At 66.8% G+C, this 26,494-nt stretch carries 17 protein-coding genes, 2 tRNA genes and 1 other RNA gene; 9 read left to right on the forward strand and 11 right to left on the reverse strand.

Annotated features, from left to right (window positions below; genetic code table 11):
• The first annotated feature begins 6 nt into the window (after positions 1–6).
• From RI032_RS04475 to RI032_RS04490, 4 genes are read left to right on the forward strand one after another with little or no spacing between them, the layout of a single operon-like run.
• The gene (locus RI032_RS04475) at positions 7–960 is read left to right on the forward strand and encodes an AAA family ATPase (RefSeq protein ID WP_043398214.1); all 954 of its coding nucleotides are present in this window, start codon (positions 7–9) and stop codon (positions 958–960) included.
• A gap of 23 nt (positions 961–983) precedes the next feature.
• A complete protein-coding gene (locus RI032_RS04480; protein ID WP_322548260.1) occupies positions 984–1,907 on the forward strand; it encodes a DUF58 domain-containing protein in 924 nt (307 codons plus the stop codon).
• Entirely contained in the window at positions 1,900–3,849 is a 1,950-nt protein-coding gene (locus RI032_RS04485; protein ID WP_143994353.1) for a transglutaminase TgpA family protein, read from the forward strand. Before RI032_RS04480 ends, RI032_RS04485 begins: the two co-directional genes overlap by 8 nt.
• The gene (locus tag RI032_RS04490; protein WP_005408301.1) at positions 3,846–4,373 is read left to right on the forward strand and encodes a Slp family lipoprotein; all 528 of its coding nucleotides are present in this window, start codon (positions 3,846–3,848) and stop codon (positions 4,371–4,373) included. Before RI032_RS04485 ends, RI032_RS04490 begins: the two co-directional genes overlap by 4 nt.
• A gap of 79 nt (positions 4,374–4,452) precedes the next feature.
• On the opposite strand, the gene RI032_RS04495 is transcribed toward RI032_RS04490, so the two are convergent.
• The 4 genes from RI032_RS04495 to dnaX form a co-directional block, all read right to left on the reverse strand.
• Positions 4,453–4,812: a histidine triad nucleotide-binding protein gene (locus tag RI032_RS04495; protein WP_014646179.1), complete on the reverse strand. Its 360-nt coding sequence runs from the start codon at positions 4,810–4,812 to the stop codon at positions 4,453–4,455.
• A 66-nt stretch (positions 4,813–4,878) separates the two neighbouring features.
• The gene (gene recR, locus RI032_RS04500) at positions 4,879–5,478 is read right to left on the reverse strand and encodes a recombination mediator RecR (RefSeq protein WP_100447841.1); all 600 of its coding nucleotides are present in this window, start codon (positions 5,476–5,478) and stop codon (positions 4,879–4,881) included.
• Between the two features lie 82 nt (positions 5,479–5,560).
• Entirely contained in the window at positions 5,561–5,881 is a 321-nt protein-coding gene (locus RI032_RS04505) for a YbaB/EbfC family nucleoid-associated protein (protein ID WP_019659509.1), read from the reverse strand.
• Between the two features lie 5 nt (positions 5,882–5,886).
• Positions 5,887–7,944 carry a DNA polymerase III subunit gamma/tau gene (dnaX, locus tag RI032_RS04510; protein WP_322547927.1) on the reverse strand — a complete coding sequence of 686 codons (2,058 nt, stop codon included), beginning with the start codon at positions 7,942–7,944 and terminating at the stop codon, positions 5,887–5,889.
• A gap of 144 nt (positions 7,945–8,088) precedes the next feature.
• Here dnaX and RI032_RS04515 point away from each other — a divergent pair.
• From RI032_RS04515 to RI032_RS04525, 3 genes are all read left to right on the forward strand, one after another.
• Positions 8,089–8,181, forward strand: a tRNA-Ser gene (locus tag RI032_RS04515).
• Between the two features lie 532 nt (positions 8,182–8,713).
• Entirely contained in the window at positions 8,714–9,823 is a 1,110-nt protein-coding gene (locus RI032_RS04520; protein WP_322547928.1) for a DUF3667 domain-containing protein, read from the forward strand.
• A gap of 75 nt (positions 9,824–9,898) precedes the next feature.
• Positions 9,899–10,342 (forward strand): GNAT family N-acetyltransferase, encoded by a 444-nt coding sequence (locus tag RI032_RS04525; protein WP_164191859.1) that lies wholly within the window; start codon positions 9,899–9,901, stop codon positions 10,340–10,342.
• A gap of 57 nt (positions 10,343–10,399) precedes the next feature.
• Here RI032_RS04525 and RI032_RS04530 read toward each other — a convergent pair whose 3' ends face one another.
• A complete protein-coding gene (locus RI032_RS04530; protein ID WP_322547929.1) occupies positions 10,400–21,304 on the reverse strand; it encodes an autotransporter-associated beta strand repeat-containing protein in 10,905 nt (3,634 codons plus the stop codon).
• A 357-nt stretch (positions 21,305–21,661) separates the two neighbouring features.
• Positions 21,662–21,979, reverse strand: coding sequence for a DMT family transporter (locus tag RI032_RS04535; protein ID WP_010483859.1), 318 nt, complete (start codon positions 21,977–21,979; stop codon positions 21,662–21,664).
• A 300-nt stretch (positions 21,980–22,279) separates the two neighbouring features.
• Here RI032_RS04535 and ffs point away from each other — a divergent pair.
• Positions 22,280–22,376, forward strand: an RNA gene (ffs, locus tag RI032_RS04540) — signal recognition particle sRNA small type.
• 77 nt (positions 22,377–22,453) lie between these two features.
• On the opposite strand, the gene RI032_RS04545 is transcribed toward ffs, so the two are convergent.
• From RI032_RS04545 to RI032_RS04555, 3 genes are read right to left on the reverse strand one after another with little or no spacing between them, the layout of a single operon-like run.
• A complete protein-coding gene (locus RI032_RS04545) occupies positions 22,454–22,843 on the reverse strand; it encodes a nuclear transport factor 2 family protein (RefSeq protein WP_010483861.1) in 390 nt (129 codons plus the stop codon).
• On the reverse strand, positions 22,840–23,607 hold the full coding sequence (locus RI032_RS04550) for an MBL fold metallo-hydrolase (RefSeq protein WP_010483863.1): 768 nt from the start codon (positions 23,605–23,607) through the stop codon (positions 22,840–22,842). The genes RI032_RS04545 and RI032_RS04550 overlap by 4 nt, the downstream gene beginning before the upstream one ends.
• A complete protein-coding gene (locus RI032_RS04555) occupies positions 23,607–24,356 on the reverse strand; it encodes a 3-deoxy-D-manno-octulosonic acid kinase (RefSeq protein ID WP_010483865.1) in 750 nt (249 codons plus the stop codon). The genes RI032_RS04550 and RI032_RS04555 overlap by 1 nt, the downstream gene beginning before the upstream one ends.
• 20 nt (positions 24,357–24,376) lie before the next feature.
• Between RI032_RS04555 and RI032_RS04560 the strand changes: the two genes are divergently transcribed.
• Entirely contained in the window at positions 24,377–25,423 is a 1,047-nt protein-coding gene (locus tag RI032_RS04560) for a glycosyltransferase family 9 protein (protein WP_010483867.1), read from the forward strand.
• A gap of 18 nt (positions 25,424–25,441) precedes the next feature.
• On the opposite strand, the gene RI032_RS04565 is transcribed toward RI032_RS04560, so the two are convergent.
• Positions 25,442–25,846 (reverse strand): DUF6165 family protein, encoded by a 405-nt coding sequence (locus tag RI032_RS04565; RefSeq protein ID WP_012510201.1) that lies wholly within the window; start codon positions 25,844–25,846, stop codon positions 25,442–25,444.
• A gap of 443 nt (positions 25,847–26,289) precedes the next feature.
• Positions 26,290–26,380 (reverse strand) — tRNA-Ser (locus RI032_RS04570).
• Between the last annotated feature and the right edge of the window lie 114 nt (positions 26,381–26,494).

The raw sequence follows: 26,494 nt of genomic DNA on the forward strand, positions 1-26,494 counted from the left end.
ACGATCATGCCAGCTTCGTCCCCCAATCCCAGCATGCTAACCGATCAATTGCGTCAGGCCCTGCGGGAGGCACAGGATCAGGTGAACGCACTGGTACTGGGCAAGGTGCCGGAAGTCAGGCTGGCGTTCGTCGCATTGCTGTCCGGCGGCCACCTGCTGATCGAAGATCTGCCCGGCCTGGGCAAGACCACGCTGGCGCATGCGCTGGCCAGCAGCCTCGGCCTCAGCTTCCAGCGCGTGCAGTTCACCTCCGACCTGTTGCCGGCCGATGTGCTGGGCGTGTCGGTGTATGAAGCCGGCAGCCGCCAGTTCCAGTTCCACCCAGGCCCGGTGTTCACCCACGTACTGCTGGCCGACGAGATCAACCGTGCACCACCACGCACGCAGAGCGCGTTGCTGGAAGCGATGGCCGAACAACAGGTCACCCTGGACGGACAGACGCATCCGCTGCCCGACCCGTTCTTCGTGATCGCCACGCAGAACCCGGTGGACCTGTCCGGCACCTTCCCGCTGCCGGATTCGCAGCTGGATCGTTTCCTGCTGCGGCTGGCGATGGGCTACCCCAGTGCCCAGGCCGAACGCGAACTGCTGCGTGGCAGCGACCGCCGCGACCTGATCGCGCGCGCCGTACCGAAACTGGATGACACCCAGGTGCGCGCGCTGCGCGACGCGGTGAACCAGGTGCATGCCAGCGACGCGCTGATCGACTATGTGCAGGCCCTGCTGACCCGCAGCCGCCAGCACGCCGGCGTGCGCGTCGGCCTGTCACCACGCGCCGGCCTGGCATTGCTGCGTGCGGCCAGGGCACATGCCCTGCTGCTGGGTCGCGGGCATGTCGTGCCCGAGGACGTGCAGACGCTGTTCGTCGCAGTGGCTGGTCACCGGCTGGTGGCGGAAGCCGAATCCAGTTCGGGACCGGCACTGGCGCGCGCGATCCTGCAGACCGTCGCGGTGGATTGAGCGTGGCCACACGCTGGGCACGCATGCAGCTGCTGGCACGGCCACGCAGGCCCGAAGCCTTGCCGAAGCGGCTGGACCGCCATCGCATCTATGTGCTGCCCACCCGCTTCGGCCTGTTCGTTGCCACCCTGCTGGTGGCCATGCTGTTGGGCGCGCTGAACTACAACAACAATCCGGCGCTGCTGCTGGCCCTGCTGCTTGCCGCAGCGGCCACCGCCAGTGCCATTGCCGCGCATCTCCAGTTGTCCGGCGTGCAGATCGATGCGATCTCGGCCGAGCCGGTACCGGCCGGGCAACCGTTGCGCCTGCGCGTAGACCTCTCACTGCGTGATCCGCGTGCGCGGCACGGCCTTCATCTGCAGCTGGGTGACAGCAACGCCTGGACCTCGCTGCCTGCGCACGGCCGTGGCGAAGTGGAACTGGACGTTCCCAGCGAACGCCGTGGCTGGCTGGAACTGCCGCGTATCCGCCTGTCCACCACCCAGCCGCTGGGCCTGGTGCGGGCATGGTCGTGGGTGTGGCCGGAACAGCCGCTGCTGGTCTACCCGCTGGCCGAGGCCGTGGCGCCTGCACTGCCGGAGAGCGGCAGCGATCCGCTGCATACCCGTGCCCATGCCAGCGGCGAGGAGCTGCATCAGCTGCGCCCCTACCGGGCGGGCGATGCGCCGCGCAGCATTTCCTGGAAGCACTCGGCACGCCGCGACAGCCTGCTGGTGCGCGAGTACGAAAAGCCGGTCGGCATCGAAGTGATCCTCGACTGGCGCTCATTGGCGCCGCTGGGCCATGAAGCACGCATCGCTCGATTGGCGCGCTGGGTGGATGTGGCCGAGCGCGAGGGCCGCCGCTACACCCTGCTGCTGCCTGCGCATCCACCGTTCGGGCCCGGCCAGGGCGCCAGCCATCATCACCTGTGCCTGCGCGCGCTGGCGCTGATGCCGCATGACTGAGACCCCGGCCCTGCTCGACCGCAATGCCCGCAACTGGACCCTGGCCAGCGCGGCGCTGGCACTGTTGCCGTTGCTGCTGCAGCTGCCACCACTGCTGGCGGGCGTGATCGCGCTGGCGGCGATCATCACTGCCGCCCTGTCGTGGCGGACAGTGTTGCCGATGCCGGTACGCCTGCTGCTGGTGCTGGGCATGCTCGGCGCCATCGTCTGGCAGATGGGCGTGGTGCGCCCAGGACGCGATACCGGTTGCGCGCTGCTGGCCGCGATGCTGGCGATCAAGTCCAGCGAGCTGCGCAGCCTGCGTGATGCCCGCAGCCTGCTCGGCTTCGCGCTGTTCTCGCCCTTTGCAGCATTCCTGCTCGACCAGGGGCCGCTGACAACAGCGCTGGCCACGCTGGCCGGGGGCAGCGCACTGATCGCACTGCAACGCCTGGCGCAGGATGAAGGCCATGCTGGCCGCCAGCCACTGCGTGGACAGCTGCGTGGTGTCGGCCGCCTGCTGGCGATCGGCCTGCCGCTGGCACTGGCCTGCTTCTGGCTCTTCCCCCGACTGGCCACGCCACTGTGGGGTATTCCCGAACGCGCCGTGGGTACACCGGGGCTGTCCGACAGCATGGAACCCGGCCAGTGGCTGGACCTGATGGCCGACGACACCCCGGCGCTGCGCGTGCAGTTCTTCGGCGCTCCGCCCGAGCCGGCGCAGCGCTACTGGCGCGGCCCTGTACTGACCGCCTTCGATGGACGGCGCTGGACACGCGACCGTGCCAGCGCGCGGCGACCTGCTGCAGTGGTTGCAGCGGGTACACAGGGCTGGGACTACCAGATCGATTACGAGCCCACCGACCGCCGCCAGCTGGTGGCGCTGGACCTGCCCAGCCGCGCACCTGCGGGCAGCGTGCTGGATGCGGACATGAGCCTGAGCAGCGAACGCCCGCTGGCCTCGCTCAGCCGCTGGCGGTTGCATTCGGCCCCGCCACTGCGCTTCGACAGCACGCTGTCGCCCTATCTGCGCCGCGCGACGTTGCAGCTGCCGGCCGGCTTCAACCCGCGCACCGCCACGCTGGCGCAGCAATGGCGGCAGGACGCTGGCAGCGATGACGAGGCCATCGTGCGCCGCGCGCTGCAGTGGATCACCACCGATTTCTCGTACACGCTGGATACCCCTGCGGCAGGGCGCGACCCGATCGACGAGTTCCTGTTCGGCTACAAGGCCGGCTTCTGTGAACACTTCAGCTCGGCCTTCGTGGTGCTGATGCGCAACGCCGGCGTCCCGGCGCGGGTGGTGACCGGTTTCGCTGGTGGCACCCGCAACCGCATCGGCGACTACTGGGTGGTGCGGCGGATGGATGCCCACGCCTGGGCCGAGGTATGGCTGCCGCAGCGCGGCTGGGTCCGGGTTGACCCGACCGCAGCCGTGGCACCGGAACGCATCCTGGACACCCTGGATGACCGCCTGCAGGCCGGCACGGACACACCACTGCAGCAGCGTTGGCTGCAGCTGGGCCAGATGGGCGACTGGCTGCGCCGCGGCTGGAACGATCTGGTGCTGTCCTTCGATGCGCGCCGCCAGCAGCAGCTGCTCAAGCCGTTCGGGCTGGACGATCTGGGCCCCGGGCAGCTGGTCGCTGGCTTCGTGGTAGCCGCACTGCTGGCGCTGGCGTGGATGGCCTGGCTGCTGGCCCGTGGCGAGCGCGAACGCGAGCCGCTGCTGCGCGCCTGGCACCGGCTCGGACGGCGCTACGCCCGCCTCGGCCTGGCCCGTGAACCGCACGAAACCGCACAGGACTGGGCACAGCGGGTACACCGGCAGCGCCCCGACCCGGCCCTGCTCGCACTCAGCCAGCGTTTCGCCGACGCGCGCTACGCTGGAACTTGCACCGACCTCGCTTCATTATTGCGGGACCTGCGCAGGCATCGCCCGACTTCCGGAGCCTCCCCATGAACACCAAGTTCCTTCTCACCGCTGTGGCCACGCTGGCCCTGTCGGCCTGCGCCACGGCCCCCAAGCCGCTGCAGGGACAGTTCAGCCTGGTCTCCCCTCGCGACTCGGTCGCTACCCAGCAGGTCGGCACGCCGGTCCGTTGGGGCGGTCGCATCATCGAAACCAAGCCCGGCCAGGGCGAGACCTGCTTCCAGATCATCTCGCGCCCGCTCAATGGCAGTGGCCGCCCGAACACCACCTCGTCCGACGCCAGCGACGGCCGCTTCATTGCCTGCCGTGCCGGCTTCTACGACCCGGCGGTGTTCGAAGCCGGTCGTGACGTGACCTTCATCGGCAAGATCGACGGCTACCAGAACACCCGCATCGGCGAGTACGACTACCGCCTGCCGAAGCTGTCGGCCGATGTGATCTACCTGTGGCCGGAACAGCGCCAGGTCGACGTGGTGCCCTACCCCTATGGCCCGTGGGGCCCGGGCCCGTATGGCCCGTACTGGGGCGGCTATGGTCGCTGGGGCTGGTGGTGATCGTCGCCACACACGCATGACGGAAAAGGCCGCCCTCGGGCGGCCTTTTTCATCCACGCATGGCGTGGATACCGGGCGCTCAACGTCCCGGGGTACCGAAGTGCCCCAGCGGCGCACCGGCCAGCAGGTGCATGTGGATATGGAACACGGTCTGGCCGGCATCCTCGCGGCAATTCATCACGATGCGGTAGCCGTCCTGTGCGAAGCCTTCGCGGCGCGCGTACTCGGCGGCAGCCAGCGCCAGCTTCCCGATCAGGTGCGCCTGCGACGGCTGCAGGTCATCCAGGGTCGGAATGATCTCGTTCTTCGGAATGAACAGCACGTGCACCGGCGCCTGCGGTGCGATGTCCTTGAAGCCCAGCACCTCGTCATCCTCGTAGACGATGGTGGCCGGGATCTCGCGACGGATGATCTTGCTGAAGAGGGTTTCGTTGCTCATGGTCGGCCTCGGCGGAGATGTCTCCCGCATTGTAGGCCGCTCACGTCCGGCCATGCCGGCCGTTGCTCAATCGCGGAATTCGCTGCGCGTCCCGAACGCGTGCGACAGCGTGCCACGATCGACGTATTCCAGTTCGCCGCCCAGCGGCAGGCCCTGCGCCAGACGGCTGGGCTGCACCTTGCGTGCGCGCGCCAACTGCGCCAGGTAATGCGCGGTGGCCTCGCCCTCGACAGTGGCGCTGGTGGCGATGATCAGCTCCTGCACCTCGCCTTCGGCCAGCCGTCGCTCCAGCTGCTCCAGGCCCAGCTCGCGCGGGCCGATGCCATCAAGCGGCGATAGGCGGCCCTGCAGCACGAAGTAGACACCGCGGAAGCCGGTGGCGTTTTCGATGGCTAGGCGGTCGGCCGGCGATTCGACCACACACAGCTGGCTGCGCTCGCGGCTGCTGTTGGCACAGGTCGGGCACAGCTCGGTTTCGCTGAAATCGCGGCACTGCACGCAGTGACCGATGCGTTCCACCGCCAGCGCCAGGGTTTCGGCCAAGCGCCGGCCACCTTCGCGCTCACGCTCGAGCAGGTGGTAGGCCATGCGCTGCGCAGTCTTCTGGCCGACGCCCGGCAGCACCCGCAACGCGTCGATCAATTGTTCAAGCAGGGGTGCGGACACGGCGACAGGCTTTCATTGCGTCGAGCAGGCTCGACGGCGACAGGGTCCGTGGCACCCGGTTACACGGGTGCCACGCTGAAAATCAGAACGGCAGCTTCATGCCCGGCGGCAGCTGCATGCCAGCGGTGGCCGACCCCATCTTCGACTTCGACTCGGCATCGATCTTGTTCGAGGCATCGTTGAAGGCGGCGGCGATCAGGTCTTCCAGCATCTCCGGGTCGCTGGTCAGCGACGGGTCGATGCGCACCTTGCGGCATTCCTTGGCACCGGTCAGGGTCACGCTGACCATGCCGCCACCGGCGCTGCCGGTCACTTCGATCCTGGCGATTTCTTCCTGGGCCTTCTGCAGGTTTTCCTGCATCTTCTGGGCCTGCTGCATCAGTTGGGCGATGTTGCCGCGCATAGTCTCTACTCGTCAAAAGAACGGATGGAATCGGAAACAACCCGGGCGCCGTGCTGTTGGATCAGCACCTGCACTTCCGGATCGTCCATGAAAACAGCCTCTGCCACCTGCTGCCGCTCACTACGCTGGCGGTCGGCACGCTGATGCAGGGTCTCGGCCGGAACGTGCTCGATTTCCACGGTCTCGACCACGATCTTCGGGGCCTGGCCAAGGGCTTTCTCCAGCATCTCGCCCAGGGCCGCCAGCGCACGCTCCGAGCGCAGGTACTCAAATCCGGGCGAAAGGCCCAGTTTCAAGGTCCCGTGCTGGCAACTGATGAAGGCAGCGTTGGCCGCCAGCTGCCGCGACGGGCCGCTCAGGCCACTGTTGGCAACCAGATCCAGCCAGTCCTCGGCGCTGGCCAGGTCGCTGACACCTTCCAGCGGCGCGGTCCCCTGCACTGGCGCGGGCTCGGCCGGCGCGATGGCAATGCCTTCAGTGCGGAACGGGCGCTCGGACGGCGCAGGCTCGCCGGGAGCCGCGACGGGAGCCGGCGGTTCATGCCAGGGCGCCACCATGGCGGCGTCCGGCCCAGCCATCTCGGCCGCCAGCGCCTCGTCACGCGCCTCGGCTTCGTCGGTGGCCCACGGCGGCAGGTCGTCGCCCGCTTCTGCTTCAACAGACGGAGGCGCCACGGCTTCGGCCTTCACCGGCGGCGGTGACACCGGCTCCTCCACCGGAACCGGCTCGGGCTCCGGCGTCGGCTCAGGGTCGAGTTGCGGGACCGGCTCCGGTTCGGGTTCAGGTTCGCGCGGCGCGGCCTGCGCCGGAGCGGCCACCTGCGCCACCACGGCCGGGCTGGCCGAAGCGGCGGCAGCGGCCGGCGTCGCTTCGTGGCTACCGGCACCGGTGCCACCACCGGCGGCTTTACCGCCCGGCGTGCCACCCACCGCACCGTCGACGGCCTTCGGCACCGGCGGTACCGCTGCGGCCGGTCGGAACGCCAGCATGCGAAGCACGGCCATTTCAAATCCCGCGCGCGGGCTCGGCGCCAGCGGCAGGTCACGACGGCCGTTCAAGGCCATCTGGTACCAGAGCTGCACCACTTCCGGGCGCAGGCGTTCGGCGAACACCGTCGCGTCCAGGCCTTCAGCGGCCGCTGCGGCACCCGGTACCAGCTGCTGCACCTGGATGCGATGCAGGCCTTCGGCCAATGCTTCCAGCACGCCACTCCAGTCCGGCGAGAATTCGGCCAGCGCAGCCACCACCTGCAGCAGGCGCGGACCATCGCCCTCGGCCAGCGCATCGAGCATCGCCGCCACCTGGGTGCGGTCGACCGTGCCCAGCATGGTGCGCACCACGTCCTCGCGCAGCGCGCCGCCGGCATAGGCGATCGCCTGATCAAGCAGCGACAGGCCGTCGCGCAGGCTACCGTCAGCGGCCTTGGCCAGCTGTACGATGGCACTGCGGTCGGCCTCGATCTCTTCTGCCGCCAGGATGCGCGTCATCTGGCCCTGGATCTGATCCTCGTCCAGGCGCTTGAGGTTGAATTGCAGGCAGCGGCTCAGCACGGTGACCGGCAGCTTCTGCGGGTCGGTGGTGGCCAGCAGGAACTTCACGTGCTCCGGCGGTTCTTCCAGCGTCTTCAGCAGCGCGTTGAACGCCGCCTTGGACAGCATGTGCACTTCGTCGATCAGGTAGACCTTGTACTTGCCACGCGAGGGCATGTACTGCGCGTTCTCGATCACCTCACGCACGTCATCCACACCGGTGTTGGACGCGGCGTCGATTTCCAGCAGGTCGATGTAGCGCCCGGCGTCGATGTCCAGGCAGGCCGCGCACTGGCCGCAGGGGTCGGCGCTGGTGCCCTGCTCGCAGTTCAGCGACTTGGCGAAGATGCGTGCGATGGTGGTTTTGCCCACGCCGCGGGTGCCGGTGAACAGGAACGCATGGTGGACCCGGCCGCTGTCCAGCGCGTTGCTGAGCGCACGGACCACGTGTTCCTGGCCCACCAGCTCGGCAAAACGCTTCGGACGCCACTTGCGGGCAAGGACGAGGTAGGACATCAGGCCACCGTTTTCCATCGGATGTTCCATTGTGCCATGCCTGTCCAGCCCCCTCGCCTCCGGCACGTCCTTCGCAGGTTCCTGGCTGGGGTGCTTGTGAAGTGCCGCGCAGCCCGCTAGAATCTGCGCCCCTGCTGAGGCGTTTGCCGATGACAGGGACCCGGAGAGGTGTCCGAGTGGTTGAAGGAGCACGCCTGGAAAGTGTGTAAGCGTCTAAACCGCGCTTCGGGGGTTCGAATCCCCCTCTCTCCGCCAGATAACTGAAAAAGGCTGCCTGAAAGGGCAGCCTTTTTCAGTTATCTGGCGCGGGACGCGAAGTGCGCTGCGCGCGCTTCGCCCCAATCGTTGCTGCGCAACGTTTGGGCCCCTCCCTTTGCCTGCCTCTCCCTGCCCCTGCCGGGGCAGCCCCTCAACAGAGGGGCTTGTTCCTCCAGAGACGTCGGTAGATCCACGCCATGCGTGGATGCTCTTCGCGCGCCCCCCCCCCTGCTTCCCCACATGCTCCTCAAACAAGCTGGCGCGGGACGCGAAGTGCGCTGCGCGCGCTTCGCCCCAATCGTTGCTGCGCAACGTTTGGGCCCCTCCCTTTGCCTGCCTTCTCCCCGCCCCTGTCGGGGCAGCCCCTCAACAGAGGGGCTTGTTCCTCCAGAGACGTCGGTAGATCCACGCCATGCGTGGATGCGTTTGATCGCCTTACGCACGCTCGATAGCACCCCAAAACAAAACTGAACGAATCCTGAAAATTCGCTATCGTAGGCGCCTTCAACCGACGCTTGGCCCATTGCCCATGAGCTCGATCGACAGCGCTCACGCCGCCTGCGAAAACTGCGACACCGCCCTGCACGGCCACTACTGCCATCGCTGCGGGCAATCGGCGCACAACCCGCTCAAGCATGTGGGTCATGCCATCGAAGAAGTGTTCGAATCCTTCTGGCATCTCGATGGGCGTATCTTCCGCACGCTGCGCGATCTCTGGGTGCCGGGCCGCATCGCGCTGAACTACCTCAAGGGCCGCCGGGTCGGATACGTGCAGCCCCTGCGGCTGTTCGTCATCCTCACCCTGTTTACGTTCTTCGTCGGCAAGCTCTTCGTGCACGTCGACGATTTCAGCATCGGCGGTGGCACCAACTCTGTGTACGCCAAGACCACGACAGTGGAGCAGGTCGAAGCCGCCCGCGCGGCGCAGCTGGCGTTGATCGACCAACAACAGGCCAACTCACCCGGCACCGGCAACGCCGGCTTCGCCATGGCCAGGGCTGCAGTGAATGCCGCAGCCGCGCAGCGCAAAGCCGAGCTCACCGGTGCCGGCAAGGAGGCCGCCACGACGGAAAACGGCACGTTCTTCAACCACACCGTCAACGGCAAACCGTGGGACGCTGACACCAACCCCATCATGATGGCCGGCTGGCCCCGGTTCGCCAACAACTGGCTCAACAAGCGCCTGCACAACGGCAACGCCAACATCCAGCGCATGGGGGGCAAGACCGATCTGTACATGCAGGCGATCCTGACCGCATTGCCCGGTGCCCTGTTCTTCCTGATGCCGGTGTTCGCACTGGTACTGCGCGTCGCCTACATTCCGCGGGCGATGGGTTATCTGGAACACCTGGTGGTGGCGCTGTACAGCCATTGCTGGCTGATGATGGTGCTGCTGGCAACCTTCCTCATCGCCGGCAGCAGCAGCGCGCTCGCATCACCCGCATTCGGCGCCGTCAGCCAATGGCTGTATGCACTGTTGTGGCTGGCAGTACCGGTCTATCTGCTGTGGATGCAGCAACGCGTGTACGGCGGCAACAAGGCGCTGACCGTACTGCGCTACCTGGCCATCGGCGGCGTCTACCTGTTCCTGGTGAGCTTCGTGGTGATGTATGCGGTGCTGGCGGGAATCTCGGCCTGAGGGATACACGCACGGCATCACGCCCATGAATCCACGCATGGCGTGGATCTACTGGCGATCGTCTATCGTGGGCCCATGAACCTCCGCCTCTACTACCCCACAGATGCCAGCGCCTGCCTGTCGATTTTCGACAGCAACGTACCCACCTACTTCGCGCCCGAAGAGCGCAGCGACTTTGAACGCTTCCTGCGCGAACAAGCCACGGACTGTGCATTCCAGGTCATCGAGCGCGATGGCAGCATCGTGGCCTGTGGCGGCCTGTCGCGACGCGGCGACGGCAGTGCCGGTTTCTGCTGGGGGATGGTCCAGCGCGCGCTGCACCGGCATGGACTGGGCCGCGAACTGGCACTGGCACGCCTGCGCCAGGCTGAAGCGGATCCCTCGATCAAGCGCATCGCGCTCAGTACCAGCCAGCACACCCAGGGCTTCTATGCCGGGCTGGGCTTCCAGGTGACGCGGATCGTGCCCGATGGCCACGGCGCCGGGATCGACGCCGTGGAAATGGAGCGGGAGCTCTAGCGCTCCCGCCCCGGCCCCATCCACGCAGTGCGTGGATCTACCGCTGGCCCGCTCCCCTCAGAAGCCTACGCGCAGGTTGATCTGCCCGCCAACATCACGGCGGCCATCGCCGTGCTGGCCCTGCACGAACATCGACAGCTGGCTGTTGCGGCCGAGCCCAACCGCCACGCCCACCTGACTGACCAGCGCATTGCGTGCCATCACCGCGCTGTAGACGTCGAACGCGTTGCCACCGACGGCGAAGCGGTTGCGGCTGGCCACATCGGTGTCACCCGAGGCGTGCTGCCAGCCGAGGCCGACCGTCAGCTGTGCCGGGAAGCGCTCGCCGCTGCCCACATCCCAACGTCCACGCACGCCCACGGTGCTGACATTGAGCGTGTCCTTGCCGCCTTCCAGCTCCAGTGCAGCAGTGCCACCCTGCTCTACTGCGCGATCGCTGTCGACCCAGTGCTTGGTGAACTGCACGTACGGCTGCAGCTGGGTCCTGCCATGGGTCCAGGTCCAGCTGCCCTCCACCTGCGCGATGGTCACGTCCGAGTCCTGGCGGCTGTACAAGGTCTGGCCCAGCAGCGGCACCTCACGCGTGGTGCGCGTACGGTAGTCACCGCGCGATACGCTGCCCCCCACCGCGAAGCCGTTGTTCCACTGGCCCTGTGCATACAGGCCGAACGTGTTGCCACGCAGGCGGGCCCGCGAACTGCGATCGTACAGGCGCGTATCCAGCCGCTCGTTGCCTGCGGCCGCACCCAGCACCACGTGCTCGCCCAGCTGCCAGTCCAAGCCCGCCATCAGCGCATTGCGGTTGGAGCGGATGTCATCTCCGTTGCCGTCACCGTCCTGGCGGAACACCTTGCCACTGCCGGCCAGCCACGCCGAAGCACGCTCACCACGCACGGTCGGCAGCTCACTGCCCAGGCGCTGGCGGATACCCTCTTCCAGGTAATTGTCGTACAGCAGCACCGCGCGGCTGGCCGCATGCACTTCACCGGACAGCTGGTCGAAGGCAGCGCGCGCGGTACCCGCGTCATACATCAGCAGCGTGTTGTACAGGCCCAGTGCCGAACCACTCTGCGGCAGGCTGTCCAGCGCTGCGGCGGTGTTGTACTGGTTGCGCGTCTTCGCCGCCGTGGTGAATGCCGCGGTCTGCGCCACGTCGATCTGCAGATTGGCCGTGTTCGCGGTGTAGACCGGGGTGATGGTCAGGAAGGCCGACGGCGTGGTCGCCGAGGCGAACTGCCCGCTCACCCCACCGCCCGCGTTGACCACGGTGTACTGCTGGCCCTGCTGGTAGCTGGTGCTCGGCGAGATGGTGTTCACCTGCACGGTGCTCCCAGCCACGTTGGCACTGCCGCCCACCTGCACCGTGTCGCTGCCGGTGGCACCCAGATCGATGCCCAGCGTGCTGCCCGGCGACAGGGTCAGGTTGCCCCCCACCGTGATCGTGCCGGTGCCATTGCCCGCACCGCTGCCGTTGCCCGGACCATTGCCCGGCGACAGCACGCCGCCGCTGGATACAGTCACGCCACCGCCGGCGCCACCGATGGTGCCGGTGCCGGACAGCGTGGTGCCGCTGCCGATGGTCCACTGGCCGCCGATGTTGCCGGTGACATTCAGGCCACCGCCGGTGACCTGGCCGGTACCGCTGAAGCCACCGCTGTTGCCGCCCAGGTTCAGGCCCCCCGGGCCGGCCTGCACGATGCTGCCACCACCACTGATGGTGCCGCCCAGCGTGGTGGTGCCACCGGTGTTGATGATCAGGCCACCATTGTTGGTGATGTTGCCGGTGACCGAACCGCTGGCCCCGCCGTTGCCGACCTGCACCGTGCCACCTGCATTGATGGTGGTGCCGCCGGTGTAAGTGTTGTTGCCGGTCAGCGTGATGGTGCCGTTGCCGGCCTGGGTCAGGCCACCGCTGCCACTGATGGTGCCGCCAACGGTGGTGTTGCCACCGATGTTGAACACCAGGCTGCCGTTGTTGCTGACGTTGCCGGCGATGGCACCGCTCGCGCCGCCGTTGCCAACCTGCAGCGTGCCACCGGTGTTGATGGTGGTGCCACCGGTATAGGTGTTGTTGCCGCCCAGGATCAACGTGCCGCTGCCGGCCTGGGTCAGGCCACCGCTGCCGCTGATGGCGCCGCCGACGGTGGTGTTGCCACCCACGTTGAACACCAGGCTGCCGTTGTTGGTGACGCTGCCGCCAATCGCACCGGTCGCGCCGCCATTGCCCACCTGCAGGGTGCCACCGGCAGTGATGGTGGTCGGGCCGGTATAGGTGTTGTTGCCGGTCACGGTCAGCGTGCCGCTGCCGGCCTGGGTCAGGCCGCCGCTGCCGCTGATGGTGCCGCCCAGCGTGGTGTTGCCCGCCACGTTGGACACCAGCGTGCCGTTGTTGGTGACGTCGCCCACGATCGAGCCGGTCGCACCGCCGTTGCCAAGCTGCAGCGTGCCACCAGCATTGATAGTGGTACCGCCGGTGTAGGTGTTGGTGCCGGTCAGCACCAGCGACCCACTGCCCGCTTGGGTCAGGCCACCCGTACCGCTGATGGTGCCGCCCAGCGCGGTATTGCCGGCCACGTTGGAAATCAACGCACCATTGTTGGTGATGTCACCGGCAATCGAACCTGTGGCGCCGCCGTTGCCGACCTGCAGCGTGCCACCCGCATTGATGGTGGTGCCGCCGGTGTAGCTGTTGTTGCCGACCAGGGTCAGCACGCCAGCACCGGCCTGGGTCAGCGCGCCAGTGCCACTGATCGCACCGCCGACCGTGGTGTTGCCACCGACATTGAACACCAGGCTGCCGTTGTTGGCGACGTTGCCGGTGATCGCGCCGGTCGCACCGCCATTGCCCACCTGCAGCGTGCCACCGGCATTGATGGTGGTGCCGCCGGTATAGGTGTTGTTGCCGGTCAGGGTCAGCGTGCCGGCACCGGCCTGGGTCAGGCCACCGGTACCGCTGATGGTGCCGCCCAGCGTGGTGTTGCCGGCCACGTTGGACACCAGCACACCGTTGTTGGTGATGTCACCGACGATCGCACCGGTCGCACCGCCATTGCCGACCTGCAGCGTGCCACCGGCATTGATGGTGGTACCGCCGGTGTAGGTGTTGTTGCCGGTCAACACCAGTGTGCCGCTGCCAGCCTGGGTGAGGCCGCCGCTGCCGCTGACCACGCCGCCCACGGTTGCCGTGGTACCGAGGTTGTAGACCAGGCTGCCATTGTTGGTGATGTCGCCCAGCACCGAACCGGTGCTGCCACCGTTGCCGATCTGCAGCGTGCTACCACCGTTGATGGTGGTGCCACCGGTATAGACGTTGTCGCCGCTCAGGGTCAGCATGCCGGTACCGCTCTGCACCAGACCGCCGGTGCCACTGAGCACACCGCCGAAGGTGGTGCTGCCGTTGTTGCCGCCGGTGGTCAGGGTCGCACCGCCCAGCACCACGCCGGATCCGGCTACGCCGGCCAGGCCTCCGATGCTCTGGCTGCCACCGGCACTGATGTCCAACGTGCCGGCGCCGGCCAGGTTCACCGTGCTGGCACCGGACAGGCTGCCACCGGCCGCCACCGCCAGCGTGCCGCTGTTGATGGTGGTGGTGCCGGTATATGTGCTGGCACCGCCCAGGGTGACCGTTGCTGCGCCATCCTTCAGCAGGCCGCCAGCACCGCTGATCGGGCCGTTCAAGGTCAGCGCGTTGCTGCCGGCCAGGGTCAGCGTGCCGCTGGCCAGCTGCACGGTGTTGGCCAGGGTCAGCGCGGTGGTGCCGTCCAGGCTGGCATTGCCGCCCACGGTCAGCGTGCCGGTTCCCAGTGCACCGTTGTTGCCCAACGCAAGGCCACCGGCGTTGAGTGCCACGCCGCCACTGAAGGTATTGCTGCCGGTCAGGCCCTGGATCCCAGCGCCGTTCTTCACCAGGCCGCCGGTGCCGGTGATGTCACCAGCAAACGTAGTGTTGCCCACGCCATTGAGTGTCAGCGTGCTGCCACCCAGCGCCACGGTGCTGCCGGCCACGCCTGCCAGCGAGCCGATGGCCTGCGGGCCACCCGCGCTGATGTCAAAGGCGGTACCGGCGTTGGCCAGATTCACCGCACCCGTGGCAGCCAGGCTGCCACCGGCGCCGATCGCCAGCGTACCAGCGTTGATGGTGGTGCCACCGGTGAAGGTATTGGTGCCGGTCAACGTCTGGGTGCCCGAACCTTCCTTGACCAGGCCGCCGGTGCCCGCCACCGAACCACTGAAGGTGCCATTGGTAGCGCCTCCGATCGTAAGCGTGTTCGCGCCCAGATTCACCGTACCGCTGCCGATCAGGGTACCGAACTGCTGCGTACCGCTACCCGCCGACAGATCGAAGGTCGCACCCGAGGCCAGGTTGACGATGCCACTGGCGTGCAGGCTCGCGCCGGCGCCCAGTGCCAACGTACCGGCGTTGATGTTGGTGCCACCGGTATAGGTATTGGTGCCGTTCAAGGTCAGCGTCGCTGCTCCCTCCTTGGTCAGGCTGCCGGTACCACTCAGGTTGCCGTTGAGGGTGAGGTTGTTGCTGCCGAGTACGGTCAATCCGTTGTTGAGGATGAAGTTGTTGGCCAGCGTCACCGCGGAGTTCGAATCGAGCGTAGCCGCGCCTCCAACCGTCACCGCACCGGTGCCCAGCGCAGCGTTGTTGCCGACCACCAGGCCACCGGCGTTGAGCGCCACGCCACCGCTGAAGGTGCTGGCGCCATTGAGCGTCTGCACGCCTGCGCCGTTCTTGATCAGGCCGCCATTGCCGCTGATCGCACCGTTGAAAGTGCTGTCCACGGTACCACCCAGGGTCAGCGTGCTGCCGCCCAGTGCCACCGTGCTGCCGGCCACGCCGGCCAGCGAACCGATGGCCTGGTTGCCCGCCGAGATGTCGAGCGTGCCGGTGCCGGCCAGGTTCACCGCGCCGGTTGCGGCGAGGCTGCCACCGGCACCGATCGCCAGCGTGCCACTGTTGATGGTGGTACCCCCGGTGTAGGTGTTGGCACCGCTCAGGGTTACGGTGGCCGCACCGTCCTTGATCAGCCCGCCCGTGCCGGAAATCACACCGCCCAGTGTCAGCGCCTGGCTGCCGAGCAGGTCGAGATTGGCACCCGAAGCGAGGTTGATGTTGTTGGCCAGGTTGACGCCGGTCGATGCATCCAGTGTCGCGTTGCTTCCGACCGTCAACGCACCGCTGCCGAGCGCAGCGTTGTTGCCGACCACCAGTCCACCGCCGTTGAGTGCAACGCCACCACTGAACAGATTGGCGCCGCCCAGCGTGAGGATGCCGGCGCCATTCTTGACCAGGCCACCGGTGCCGGAAATCGCGCCATCGAAGAGGCTGTTGCCCACACCACCGAGTGTCAGCGTCTGTGCCCCCAGGCTCACCGTCGAGCCCGCCACGCCATTCAACGACCCGATGGTCTGGCTGGCCCCTGCGGTGGAGATATCGAAGCCGGTGCCTGCAGCGCTCAGCGTCACAGCGCCGCTGGCGGCCAGGCTGCCGCCCGGACCAATCGCCAGCGTGCCGGCGTTGATGAAGGTGCCGCCGGTGTAGGTGTTGGCACCAGTCAACGTCTCGATGCCTGCCCCCACCTTGGTCAGCCCACCCGTGCCTGCGATCGAACCACTGAAGGTGCCATTGGTGGCACCGCCAACTTCGATCGAGTTGGCGCCGAGGTTCACCGTGCCGTTGCCGACCAGCGTGCCGAACTGCTGCGTGCCGCTGCCGGCAGACAGATCCAGCGTGGCGCCGGTGGCGAGGTTCACAGTACCGCTCGCTGACAGGCTTGCACCGGCCCCCAGCGCCAGCGTGCCGGCGTTGATGTTGGTACCACCGGTATACGTGTTGATGCCATTCAAGGTCAGCGTTGCGCCGCCATTCTTGGTCAGGCTGCCGGCCCCGGAAAGAACACCGTTGAGCGTCAGCGCATTGCTGCCGAGCACGGTCAACCCGGCATTGAGCGCGATGTTGTTGGCCAGCGTTGCCAAGCCGGTTGTATCCAGCGTGGCGGCACCGCCGACGGTCAATGCACCGGTACCCAGCGCCGCGTCATTGCCCAGGACCAGCCCGCCTGCGTTGAGTGTCACGCCGCCGCTAAAGGTGTTGGCGCCGGACAACGTCTGTACGCCCGCGCCCACCTTGATCAGACCGCCACCGCCACTGATCACGCCGTCGAACGCGGCATTGCCGGTCGTGCCGAAGGTCAACGAATTGCCGCCCAGTGTCAGCGTGCTTCCGCCCGCACCGTTGAGCGCGCCGATGGTCTGGCTGCTGCCGGCACCGGAGATATCGAAGCCAGCACCTGCGCCCAGCGTGATATCACCCGCTGCGGCAAGACTGCCGCCCATGCCCAGCGCCAGCGTACCGGCGTTGATGGTGGTACCGCCGGAGTAGGTATTGGCACCGGACAGCGTCAGCGTGGTGGCGCCGTTCTTGATCAGGCTGCCATTGCCGGCCACGATGCCGCCCAGGGTCAGCGCGTTGCTGCCCGGCAGGGTCAGTGCCACGCCCGATCCCAGGTTCACGGCGTTGCCCAGCGTCACCGCAGCGCCCGCATCCAGGGTGGTGCTGGCATTCACCGCCAGCGTGCCGGTTCCCAGCGCATCATTCGCGCCAACCACCAGGCCGCCGCCATTCAAAGTCAGGCCGCCACCGAATGTATTGGTGTTGTTGAGCGTCAGCAGGCCTGCACCGTTCTTGATCAGGCTGCCATTGCCGCTAAGCACGCCGCCCAGGGTGAGGTCACTGCCGCCGCCCAGAGTCAGCTGCGTGCCGGCGCCGAAGTTCACCGCGTTGGCAAGGTTCAGTGCCACCGTGTTGTCGAGGCTGACGGTGCCACCCACACCGAGCGCGCCGGTCCCCAGCGCACCGGCGTTGCCCAGCACCAGCCCACCGCCATTGAGCGCCAGGCCACCGCTGAAGGTGTTGGCACCAGACAGCGTCTGGATGCCAGTACCGGTTTTGACCAGGCCGCCAGTGCCGCTGATCACGCCATCAAAGGTGGCGTTGGCATTGCTGCCGAAGGTCAGCGAATTGCCGCCCAGTGTCAGCGCGGTTCCGGCCACGCCGTTCAACGCAGCGATGGTCTGGTTGCCACCGGCCGCGGAAATGTCAAAGCCCGCGCCGGCATTGCCGAGCGTCACATCGCCGCCCGCCGCCAGGCTGCCACCGGCCCCCAGCGCCAGCGTGCCGTTGTTGATGGTGGTGCCGCCGGCATAGAGGTTGGCACCGCTCAGGGTCAACCGTGCCGCACCGTCCTTGATCAATCCACCGGCGCCGAACACCGGCCCACCCAGCGTCAGGTCGTTGCTGCCCAGCACGGTCAGATTGGCACCTGCGGCCAGGCCGATGCTGTTGCCCAGGTTCAGTGCGGCGCTGGCATCCAGCGACGCGTTGCCACCCACATCCAGTGCGCCGGTGCCCAGTGCGCCGGCATTGCCCAGCCGCAGCACACCGGCATTGAGGCCGACACCACCGGAGAAGGTGTTGGGACCATTCAAGGTCAGCGTCGAAGCGCCGTTCTTGACCAGTTCGCCGGTTCCGGCGATGACACCGCCCAGCGTTACATTCTCCGTGCCAAGCAGGTTCAGTACCGTGCCTCCGCCCAGATTCACCGCATTGCCCAGGCTGAGCGCCACACTGCTGTCCAGCGTCGCGCTTGCGCCGACATTCAGTGCGCCCGTGCCGAGTGCACCGGCATTGCCCAGCAGCAGGCCACCACCGTTGAGCGTCAGCCCACCATTGAAGGTATTTGCGCCGTTGAGGGTCAATAAGCTGGCACCGTTCTTCACCAGGCCACCTGCGCCGGAAACCACGCCGCCCAGAGTAATCGCCTGTGTGCCCGGCAGCGTCAGCAGCGCACCACCGCCGAGCGCGACATCATTGACCAGGCTCAGCGGGGCACTGCCGTCCAGCGAAACACTCCCGCCGACGCTGAGCGCCCCGGTACCCAGCGCACCGTTGTTGCCCAGCAGCAGACTTCCGGCGTTTGCGCTCAGTCCACCACTGAACGTGTTGTTGCCGTTCAACGTCAGCAGCGACGCACCGTTCTTGACCAGGCTGCCGGTGCCGGTGATGTTGCCGGCCAGGGTCAGGTTCTGGCTGCCCGGCAGGGTCAATGCCGCGCCAAGGTTGATCGCATTGCCCAGGTTGAGTGCTGCAGTGGTGTCCAGCGAACCGTTGCCACTGACCGTCAGCGCACCGCTTCCCAGCGCGCCGGCGTTGCCCAGCACCAGGCCGCCGGCCGCAAGATTCAGCCCACCACTGAAGGTGTTGGCGCCGGTCAGCGTCTGCACGCCGCTGCCCTGCTTGATCAGGCCACCGGTGCCGCCGATCACGCCGGCGAAGGTCTGGTTGGTGGCATCACCGAAGGTCAGCGTGCTGCTGCCCAACGTCACCGTGCTGCCAGCGATGCCGGACAGTGCGCCGATGGTCTGGTTGCCCCCCAGCGAGATATCCAGTGTGCTGCCCGCGCCGGCCAGGCTGACCGCGCCGGTCGCCGCCAGGCTGCCACCACTGGTCAATGACACCGTTCCGGCATTCACCGCCAGCCCACCGGTGAACGTGTTCGCGCCGCCCAGCGTCAGCGTGGCAGCGCCGTTCTTGACCAGGCTGCCGGCCCCGCCAATGACACCCCCCAGCGTCAGCGCGTTCGAGCCCAGCACATTGAGCGAACCACTGGCGCCCAGTGTGATGCCATTGCCCACGGTAAGCCCGGTGCTGGCGTCGAGCGATACCGCACCGCCGACGTTCAGTGCCCCTGCTCCCAGTGCACCGCCGTTGCCCAGCACCAGGCTGCCCGCGTTGAGCGCCAGTCCGCCGCCGAACGTATTGGCGCCGTTGAGGGTCAGTGACGATGCGCCATCCTTGATCAGGCCACCCGCGCCGCTGATCACCCCGTTGAACGTCAGCGCCTGGCCGCCAAGCAGATTGAGGTTGGCCCCGGTACCGAGGTCGACGGCATTGGTCAACGCCAACCCGGTCGTGCCATCCAGCGTGGCATTGCCGCCAACAGACAGCGAGCCGCTGCCCAACGCTGCCACGTTGCCCAGCAGCAGTCCGCCGGCGTTGAGTGCAACGCCGCCGCTGAGGTTGTTGACGCCGGACAGAGTCTGCACACCGATGCCCTGCTTGATGAGGCCACCCGTGCCGGCGCCGAACGTACCGCTGTAGCTGGTATTGCCCAGCCCAGCGAGGGTGAGCGTGTGGCTGCCCAGGTTGACCGAGCCGCCGAGGCCGGCCAACGAGCCGATGGTCTGGTTGGCCGCTGCCGTCAGGTCCAGCGTGGTGCCAACGCTCAGCGTCATCGCACCGGTGGGTGACAGGCTGCCGCCCGCGCCCAGCGCCAACGCGCCTCCGGCCAGGTTGAAACTGCCGGTCAGCGCATTGGCGCCGTTCAAGGTGAGAGTGCCGGCGCCGTTCTTGGTCAGGTTGCCGGCACCGGAGATCGAACCGTTCAATGACAACGCATTGCTGCCCAGCAGGTTCAGCGAGCCCCCGCCATTGATCACCAGATTGTTGCCCAGGGTGAAGCCCGCCGTCGTATCCAGTGAAGCGCTGCCACCCACGGTCAGGTTGCCGCTGCCCAGTGCACCGGCATTCCCCAGTACCAGGCCGCCGGCATTGAGGTTGACGCCGCCGGAGAACAGGTTTGCGCCGCCGAGAGTAACGATGCCGGTGTTGTTGACCGTCAGCCCGCCAGTACCGGACAGCACGCCCCCCAGGCTGAACGCATTGGTCCCCGCCAGTGACAGATTGCCACCAAGGCTGAAAGCGTTGGCCAGATTCAGACCGGCCGTGGAGGAGGCGATGGCACCGCCGTTGGCGGTGAACAGCCCTGTGCCGAAGGAACCGGCATTATTGAAATTGACTAGGCCATCATTGAGCGTGGTCGTGCCTGCACCAGCCCACGCCCCCTGCAGGTTCCAGGTACCGCTGTTGACGGTGAGCCTCTGAAAGTTGATGTACTGGTTCCAGCCCAGCGTGGTCACCGCCCCACCGGTACCGCTGCCCGGGCCGGTGGCGCTGTTCTGCAGCACCAGGCTGTTGTTGGACGCCGAACCACCGTCGACGATGCCGGCCGCGGCCAGATTCACCGCAAGCGCGCCGACCTGCCCGGCCACGCCGATACCGGCGGTATTGACGCTGGAACCAGACACGGCGGTGAAGGTGTTGCCGGTGACCGAACTGCCCAGGTTCACACTGCCGTTGATGGTTCCTGCGTTGAGGAAGGTATTGCCGGCCCCCGCCGTGGCCGAACCCTGGAACCCTATGCGGCCGGTAATGGTGCCGGTGTTGTCGAGAGTGGTCTGCGCACCACCGTAGCTGACGATCGATGCCGCATCAGCCGTGGTCAACAGGCCTACACCAAAGATCGACATGTCCACACTACCGGCGTTGACGATGTTGCTGACACCGCCGGAAGCATTCTGCACCACCAGCGCCTGTCCGCCGAAACCGAAGATGGAACCGATGTTGACCAGGCCTTTGATCGCCCCGCCTGCCTGATTGTTGACGCTGATGGTGTTTCCACCAACGGTGTTGTTGCCCAGCACCATGCCCGACGCCGCCAGGCTCAGGCCACCGTTGATGGTGGGATCGACCGTGCCCTGGTTGTTCACGGTGATGCCGTTACCACTCAAATTCACTGCACTTCCGCCAACGATCGGCGGCACGCTGAGCTCGGCGCCGGTCTGGATATCCAGCGTCACGCCATTGATGCTGTTGGCCAGAGAATTGGTATTGGAGCCGGTGGCGCAGGTAACCGTCGTACCTGCGGTAGTGCAGGCCGCGAATGCCGATCCACTGGCCAGCGTGGCTGCCAGTGCGACCGCCAGCTGATGCGCCCGCAATCGCGGTGGCCGCTTCGCGGTAATCGCACTTCCGCCGGGATTCTGGGCGACCTCCGAGGCAACCTGCATTACGCCGAGGGCACGATTGAAAACCAGACGGTAAATGCGGTTCATCGGTAAATCTCCATGAAAAGACCGGATGGCACTGCGGGCAGGTTTTTTGAAGACGATGCGGCCCATCCCGGCTCCCGATACGGGAACAAGGCCTGGCGGCATTAACTCCTGAAAATCTTCACATCTTCACGCGACGCCCCCTGGAAAAGGTGCGCCGGCGTGTCCGTCAAGGCGAAAACTCCCCGGTTTCGCATGACGAATGGCGGCACTGTGCGTCCGATGGCGCCAGCGGCATGTGAATCACGCTCGTTATTTTCATGACGTGCGTCAAATAAAACGAGCGGACAAAATGGCTTTGCCGAAAATGCATATACCTGCAGGACGCGGGGAATCCATTCCCCGCTCAACTAAATGCATTCAGCTGCTGGAGAGTTTCATCAGCACCAGCCCGGACACGATCAAGACCGCTGCACCGATCCGCATCGGGCTGACCTGCTCACCGAGGAACACGATGCCGACCACGAACGCGCCTACCGCACCGATGCCGGTCCAGATCGTATAGGCGGTACCCAATGGCAGGCTGCGCATGGCCACCGCCAGCAGCCAGAAGCTGGCGATCATGCCGATGATCGTGACCACGGTGGGGGTGAGCTTGGTGAAGCCTTCGGACTGCTTCATGGACACGGCCCAGACGATTTCCAGCAGGCCGGCGAACAACAGATAGATCCAGGCCATGACAGCCCTCCTCTTGGTAGGGCCAGGCCGTCCTGGTCATTGATTCCCGATGTGGGGGAGGTCGTTCCTCCTGGCCGGCATTCTAGCAACGCCGGTCGCGCCGGGGCGTTGCCAGCAGACGCGGGTTACAGCCGATTCAGTGCACGAAGCTGGCGTCGATGTACCTGCCTGCGCTATAGTTGCGTTCTGCCATCGGCCAGCCGATGTGCAGTCCGGCTGTGGTCTCCGGCGCATCGCGCGCTGCTTCCCCTGATCGGTGAACCGGCCGCCCACTGGGCGGCCAACGTCTCTATGGTGGCCCCGTCGGCCCCTCGCGACGCTAGGTCGAAAATCCCGCCAGGGCCGGAAGGCAGCAACGGTATCGATCGACGCGGGCGCCGAGGTCAGCCGGCGGGGCCATCGCCTTTTCCGGCGACGCCCGCCTCTGGTAGATGCCAACCTTGGTTGGCGCCCTTTGCCGGGCATGGCCCCGCGCTACTGCGCTTCCGGCGTGCCCTGGTGGAACACCATGCGCCATCCGTCCCCATGCCGGCGCCACAGCGAACTGCGCAGTACCCAGCCCTGCGGCTGGCCATCCAGGTAGTAGCGGCTGCGATAACGCACCTGGGCCAGGTCTTGCGTCAGCAGCGAGACCGCGTACTGCTCCGATTCGATCCGCACCTGCGCCCGTTCCAGCGGGATCTCCGCCAGCGCAGCTGCACGGTCGTAACAGCGGCCGGAACTGCCGATCTCGCTGAAATCCTCGTCCAGCAGGGCCGCAAGGGACTCGCGATCCCCCCGCACCTGCGGCGCATGCAGCGCGCGTTCCAGCGCCTCCAGTTCGGCCGCCAGCGCCGCGTCGGCGGGCTGGCCAACACCGCTCACGGCGGATCCTGCGCCAGCACGTGCGGCGCCGTCGGGCTCGCCAACCGCACGCACTGCCCCGGCTGGGCGACGCGGTGACCGCGCGCGGCCAGCGCCGCACCGTCAGCCACGCTGGCGTAGTGGTAGAGCATCATCCGGGACTGCAGCTCGGCGCTGTACTCGCGCTCCAGGTCGTCCACACCGGTATGCGACGGGTTGCCGTGCAGGCCGCAGTCGTGCGCGATCAGTTCGTTGTCGTTGGCGAAACGGGCCAGCATCTCCGGAATCGGCCGGGTATCGCCGCTCCAGGTCAGCGCGCCCTGCAGACGCAAGCCATAGGCCGTCTCCGGCCAATGGTGGCGCACCGGGAACACCTCCAGGCGCACGCCTTCATGCCAGAACGCCTCACCCACCACGATCAGCTGGAACGCATCCCAGAAGTTGGCGCCGCCCTCGGCCAGCACGTTCGGGTAGTCCCCGATGCGCTTGTGCAGCAGCGGCACCACCGTGGCAGGCACATACAGGCGCACCTTGCCGCGCCGGTGCGCATTGAAGAAGGTATCGACGAACAGGCGCTCGAAGCCCGCCACGTGGTCCAGGTGCACATGGGTGACGAACAACGCCTGCGGCATGTGGCCGTAGTGCGCCTTGAACGCGGTCAGGCCTTCACCGCCGCAGTCGATGGTCAGCCACGGACGCCCGTCCCGCTCGATCACCGACATCGGCGACCCCAGCTCGACCGCCGACGCATTGCCGACGCCGAGGAAACGCAACGACCAGTCCATCAGGTGCCCCGGTTCCAGGCCATGTCATAGGCGCGGCGCAGCCGCGCGAAGTCCTTCTGCACGTCTTCCATGCTGCGCTCGCCGCGCAGCTTGATCAGCGAGCGCAGCAGGCGCTTGAGATTGCGTTCGCGCCAGGCGGTCGCCGGGATGCGGATCACCCCGCGGTCGAAGTCGATCAGCCAGCCATGGCCATTGCCGTCGAACAGGATGTTGTGCGCATTGAGGTCGGCATGGTCCAGGCCGGCACGGTGGAAGCGCGCGATCAGCCGCCCGGTTTCCTCCCACGGTGCGCCCCGGCCAGCGACCAGCGCACGGTCGGCCAGCGAACGGACACCCTCGATCCGCTCCATCAGGATCGCGGCCCGGTAGCGCAGGCCCTCGCGCATGTAGAACGCGGCGATCGGCCGTGGCACCGGCAGCTTCTTCTCGCGCAGCGCGCGCATCAGCCGGAATTCGGCGAAACTGCGGGTGCGGTCCGCGCCGCGCCAGAAGTACTGGTCATGGCTGATCTTCGCCGCCAGGCCACCGCGCAGGTAGTGGCGCAGCACGCTGGGGCCGAACGGCGCATCGACCAACCAGGCGCTGCCACGGCCGCCCTCACCCACCGGCCGGGCCCTGCTTCCCCAGTGCTGGGGCGAGAACAGGCCGATCTCGGCTTGCCGCAGCCGCTCGCGGTCGAACAGAATGGCCCCGATGCCGCGACCCTCGCGGCATGGCGTCAGCGCTTCATTGGCGTCGAATGCGACCATTTCATTGAGTCTAACAACACATGGCATCAGCGTCCTCCTCCTTGTGCCTCCTGCGCCTGTCCGCACTCGGCGATGTCACCCACGTGGTGCCCCTGGTGCGCACCCTGCAGGCTGCGCGTCCGGACACGCCGATCCACTGGATCATCGACAAGGCCGGCCACAAGCTGCTCGACGGCCTGCCCGGCGTCACCTTCCATGCCTACGACAAGAAAAGCGGCATGGCCGGGGTCAAGGAACTGCGCAGGCAGCTGCCACCGGGGCGCTTTGAAGCGCTGCTGCAGATGCAGGTGGCGTTCCGCGCCAACCTGCTGTCGGCCTTCATTCCCGCAGAGCGTCGCATCGGCTACGACCGCAGCCGATCGAAGGATCTGCACGGTCTCTTCATCAACGAGCGCATCCCCGACCGCCCCGGCATCCATGTGCTGGACGCCATCGGCAGCTTCTGTGAACCCCTTGGCCTGCGCCAGGCCGAGGTCAGCTGGGACCTGGCGGTGCCGCAGTCCGCGTATGAGTGGGCCGCCGCGCAATGGCAGGACGATGGCCGACCGGTACTGATGATCTCGCCCTGTTCCAGCCACGTGCGCCGCAACTGGTATGCAGACCGCTATGCAGCCGTGGCCAACCATGCCGCACAGCGCGGTTGGCGGGTGGTGCTGTGTGGTGGCCGCAGCGAGCTGGAGCGCAGCATGGCCGATGCCATCCAGGCCCAGCTGCACACGCCGGCACTGGACCTGGTCGGCAAGGACACCTTGAAGCAGCTGCCGGCACTGCTGGCCCGCGCCAATCTGGTGATGACCCCGGACTCGGGCCCGATGCACATCGCCAACGCGATGGGCGCCAAGGTACTGGGCCTGCATGCGGCCAGCAACCCGAACCGCAGCGGTCCCTATTCCGACCGCCGCTACTGCGTGGACCGCTACGATGATGCCGCGCGCAAGTACCTGGCCAAGCAGGCCGCGGATCTGAAGTGGGGCACCAAGATCGAGTTCGACGATGTGATGGAACTGATCACTGTCGAAGACGGTATCGCTGCGTTCGAACGCTACGTCGCCGACCACCTGGGGTGAGCGGCAGGCTGCCGGGGATTACGCGCGCTGCGCGTAATCCTGGTAGGACTTCTCTTCCACGTACGCCGAACCCAGCGCCAGGTTGATCGCCTTCTTGATGCGCGCGCGTTCGTCGTTGCGCAGGTAGACACTGCGCGCCAGGTCGATGAAGCCCTGATCGAACGCCTGCGCCTTCTCCTTCAGGCGGATGTCGTCCTCGATGTCCCACAGCTGCTCGTTGACCGTCTTCAGCTCGGCACGCAGCCTGGCGATGTCCTTCACCGCCGCCGGGTGTGCCATCCAGGTCTGCTCCAGCGCCGACAGCTCCTTGCGCACATTGGCCAGCTTGCCCTCGTCGCTGATGCGCTCGGACTTGATCTGCAGGATCGAGATCTTGTCCAGCAGCTCGCCGAAAGAAACGGGGACGAGGATTTCAGCGGTCATGGGGAAAAGCTCCAGCAGGTGATGCGTGCAGTTTAACCCGCAGCTCGCGATGGGACAGGTAGATCCATCTGGAGGAACAAGCCCCTCTGTTGAGGGGCTGCCCCGACAGGGGCCCACGCGTTGCACAGCAACCCGTGGGGCGACGCGCAACGCGCGTCGTCCCGCGCCAGATAAAAGAAAAAGGGCTGCCTTTCGGCAGCCCTTTTTCTTTTATCTGGCGGAGAGGGGGGGATTGTCGGGTGCATCCATGCACCCGACCCTTCCGCGCTACGCGCTCCAGGGCCAGCCTACGGCTGTCCGGTTCTGCTCCTGCAGAACCGTCGAACCCCGTCGGGGGTTCTCATCCCCCCGCATCAGAGGTGTCGATCACTACAACAACCGCCTGCATCTCCCGAACGTTGGCCAAGAAAAAAGCCGCCCACTGGGCGGCTTTTCTCTTTATCTGGCGGAGAGGGGGGGATTCGAACCCCCGAGGCGCTATAAACGCCTGCCTGATTTCGAGTCAGGTACATTCAACCACTCTGCCACCTCTCCGGGTGGTCCCCGGCGGACCGGGGACGCGCATCATACGAGGAAGTGAGGCCGACGACAAGTCATTCCGGCCAACGAAGTGAAAATTTCCTGAGCGCATGCCTTGCCGGATGCGTG

This window comes from Stenotrophomonas geniculata (assembly GCF_034508895.1).
GTDB lineage: Bacteria > Pseudomonadota > Gammaproteobacteria > Xanthomonadales > Xanthomonadaceae > Stenotrophomonas > Stenotrophomonas geniculata.

What these genes read in the sequence shown, in the direction of transcription:
- RI032_RS04475 (WP_043398214.1), top strand. Translation starts at nt 7, where the DNA reads ATGCCAGCTTCGTCCCCCAATCCCAGCATGCTAACCGATCAATTGCGT.
- RI032_RS04480 (WP_322548260.1), top strand. Translation starts at nt 984, where the DNA reads ATGCAGCTGCTGGCACGGCCACGCAGGCCCGAAGCCTTGCCGAAGCGG.
- RI032_RS04485 (WP_143994353.1), top strand. Translation starts at nt 1,900, where the DNA reads ATGACTGAGACCCCGGCCCTGCTCGACCGCAATGCCCGCAACTGGACC.
- RI032_RS04490 (WP_005408301.1), top strand. Translation starts at nt 3,846, where the DNA reads ATGAACACCAAGTTCCTTCTCACCGCTGTGGCCACGCTGGCCCTGTCG.
- RI032_RS04495 (WP_014646179.1), bottom strand. Translation starts at nt 4,812, where the DNA reads ATGAGCAACGAAACCCTCTTCAGCAAGATCATCCGTCGCGAGATCCCG.
- RI032_RS04505 (WP_019659509.1), bottom strand. Translation starts at nt 5,881, where the DNA reads ATGCGCGGCAACATCGCCCAACTGATGCAGCAGGCCCAGAAGATGCAG.
- dnaX (WP_322547927.1), bottom strand. Translation starts at nt 7,944, where the DNA reads ATGGAAAACGGTGGCCTGATGTCCTACCTCGTCCTTGCCCGCAAGTGG.
- RI032_RS04520 (WP_322547928.1), top strand. Translation starts at nt 8,714, where the DNA reads ATGAGCTCGATCGACAGCGCTCACGCCGCCTGCGAAAACTGCGACACC.
- RI032_RS04525 (WP_164191859.1), top strand. Translation starts at nt 9,899, where the DNA reads ATGAACCTCCGCCTCTACTACCCCACAGATGCCAGCGCCTGCCTGTCG.
- RI032_RS04530 (WP_322547929.1), bottom strand. Translation starts at nt 21,304, where the DNA reads ATGAACCGCATTTACCGTCTGGTTTTCAATCGTGCCCTCGGCGTAATG.
- RI032_RS04535 (WP_010483859.1), bottom strand. Translation starts at nt 21,979, where the DNA reads ATGGCCTGGATCTATCTGTTGTTCGCCGGCCTGCTGGAAATCGTCTGG.
- RI032_RS04550 (WP_010483863.1), bottom strand. Translation starts at nt 23,607, where the DNA reads ATGGACTGGTCGTTGCGTTTCCTCGGCGTCGGCAATGCGTCGGCGGTC.
- RI032_RS04555 (WP_010483865.1), bottom strand. Translation starts at nt 24,356, where the DNA reads ATGGTCGCATTCGACGCCAATGAAGCGCTGACGCCATGCCGCGAGGGT.
- RI032_RS04560 (WP_010483867.1), top strand. Translation starts at nt 24,377, where the DNA reads ATGGCATCAGCGTCCTCCTCCTTGTGCCTCCTGCGCCTGTCCGCACTC.
- RI032_RS04565 (WP_012510201.1), bottom strand. Translation starts at nt 25,846, where the DNA reads ATGACCGCTGAAATCCTCGTCCCCGTTTCTTTCGGCGAGCTGCTGGAC.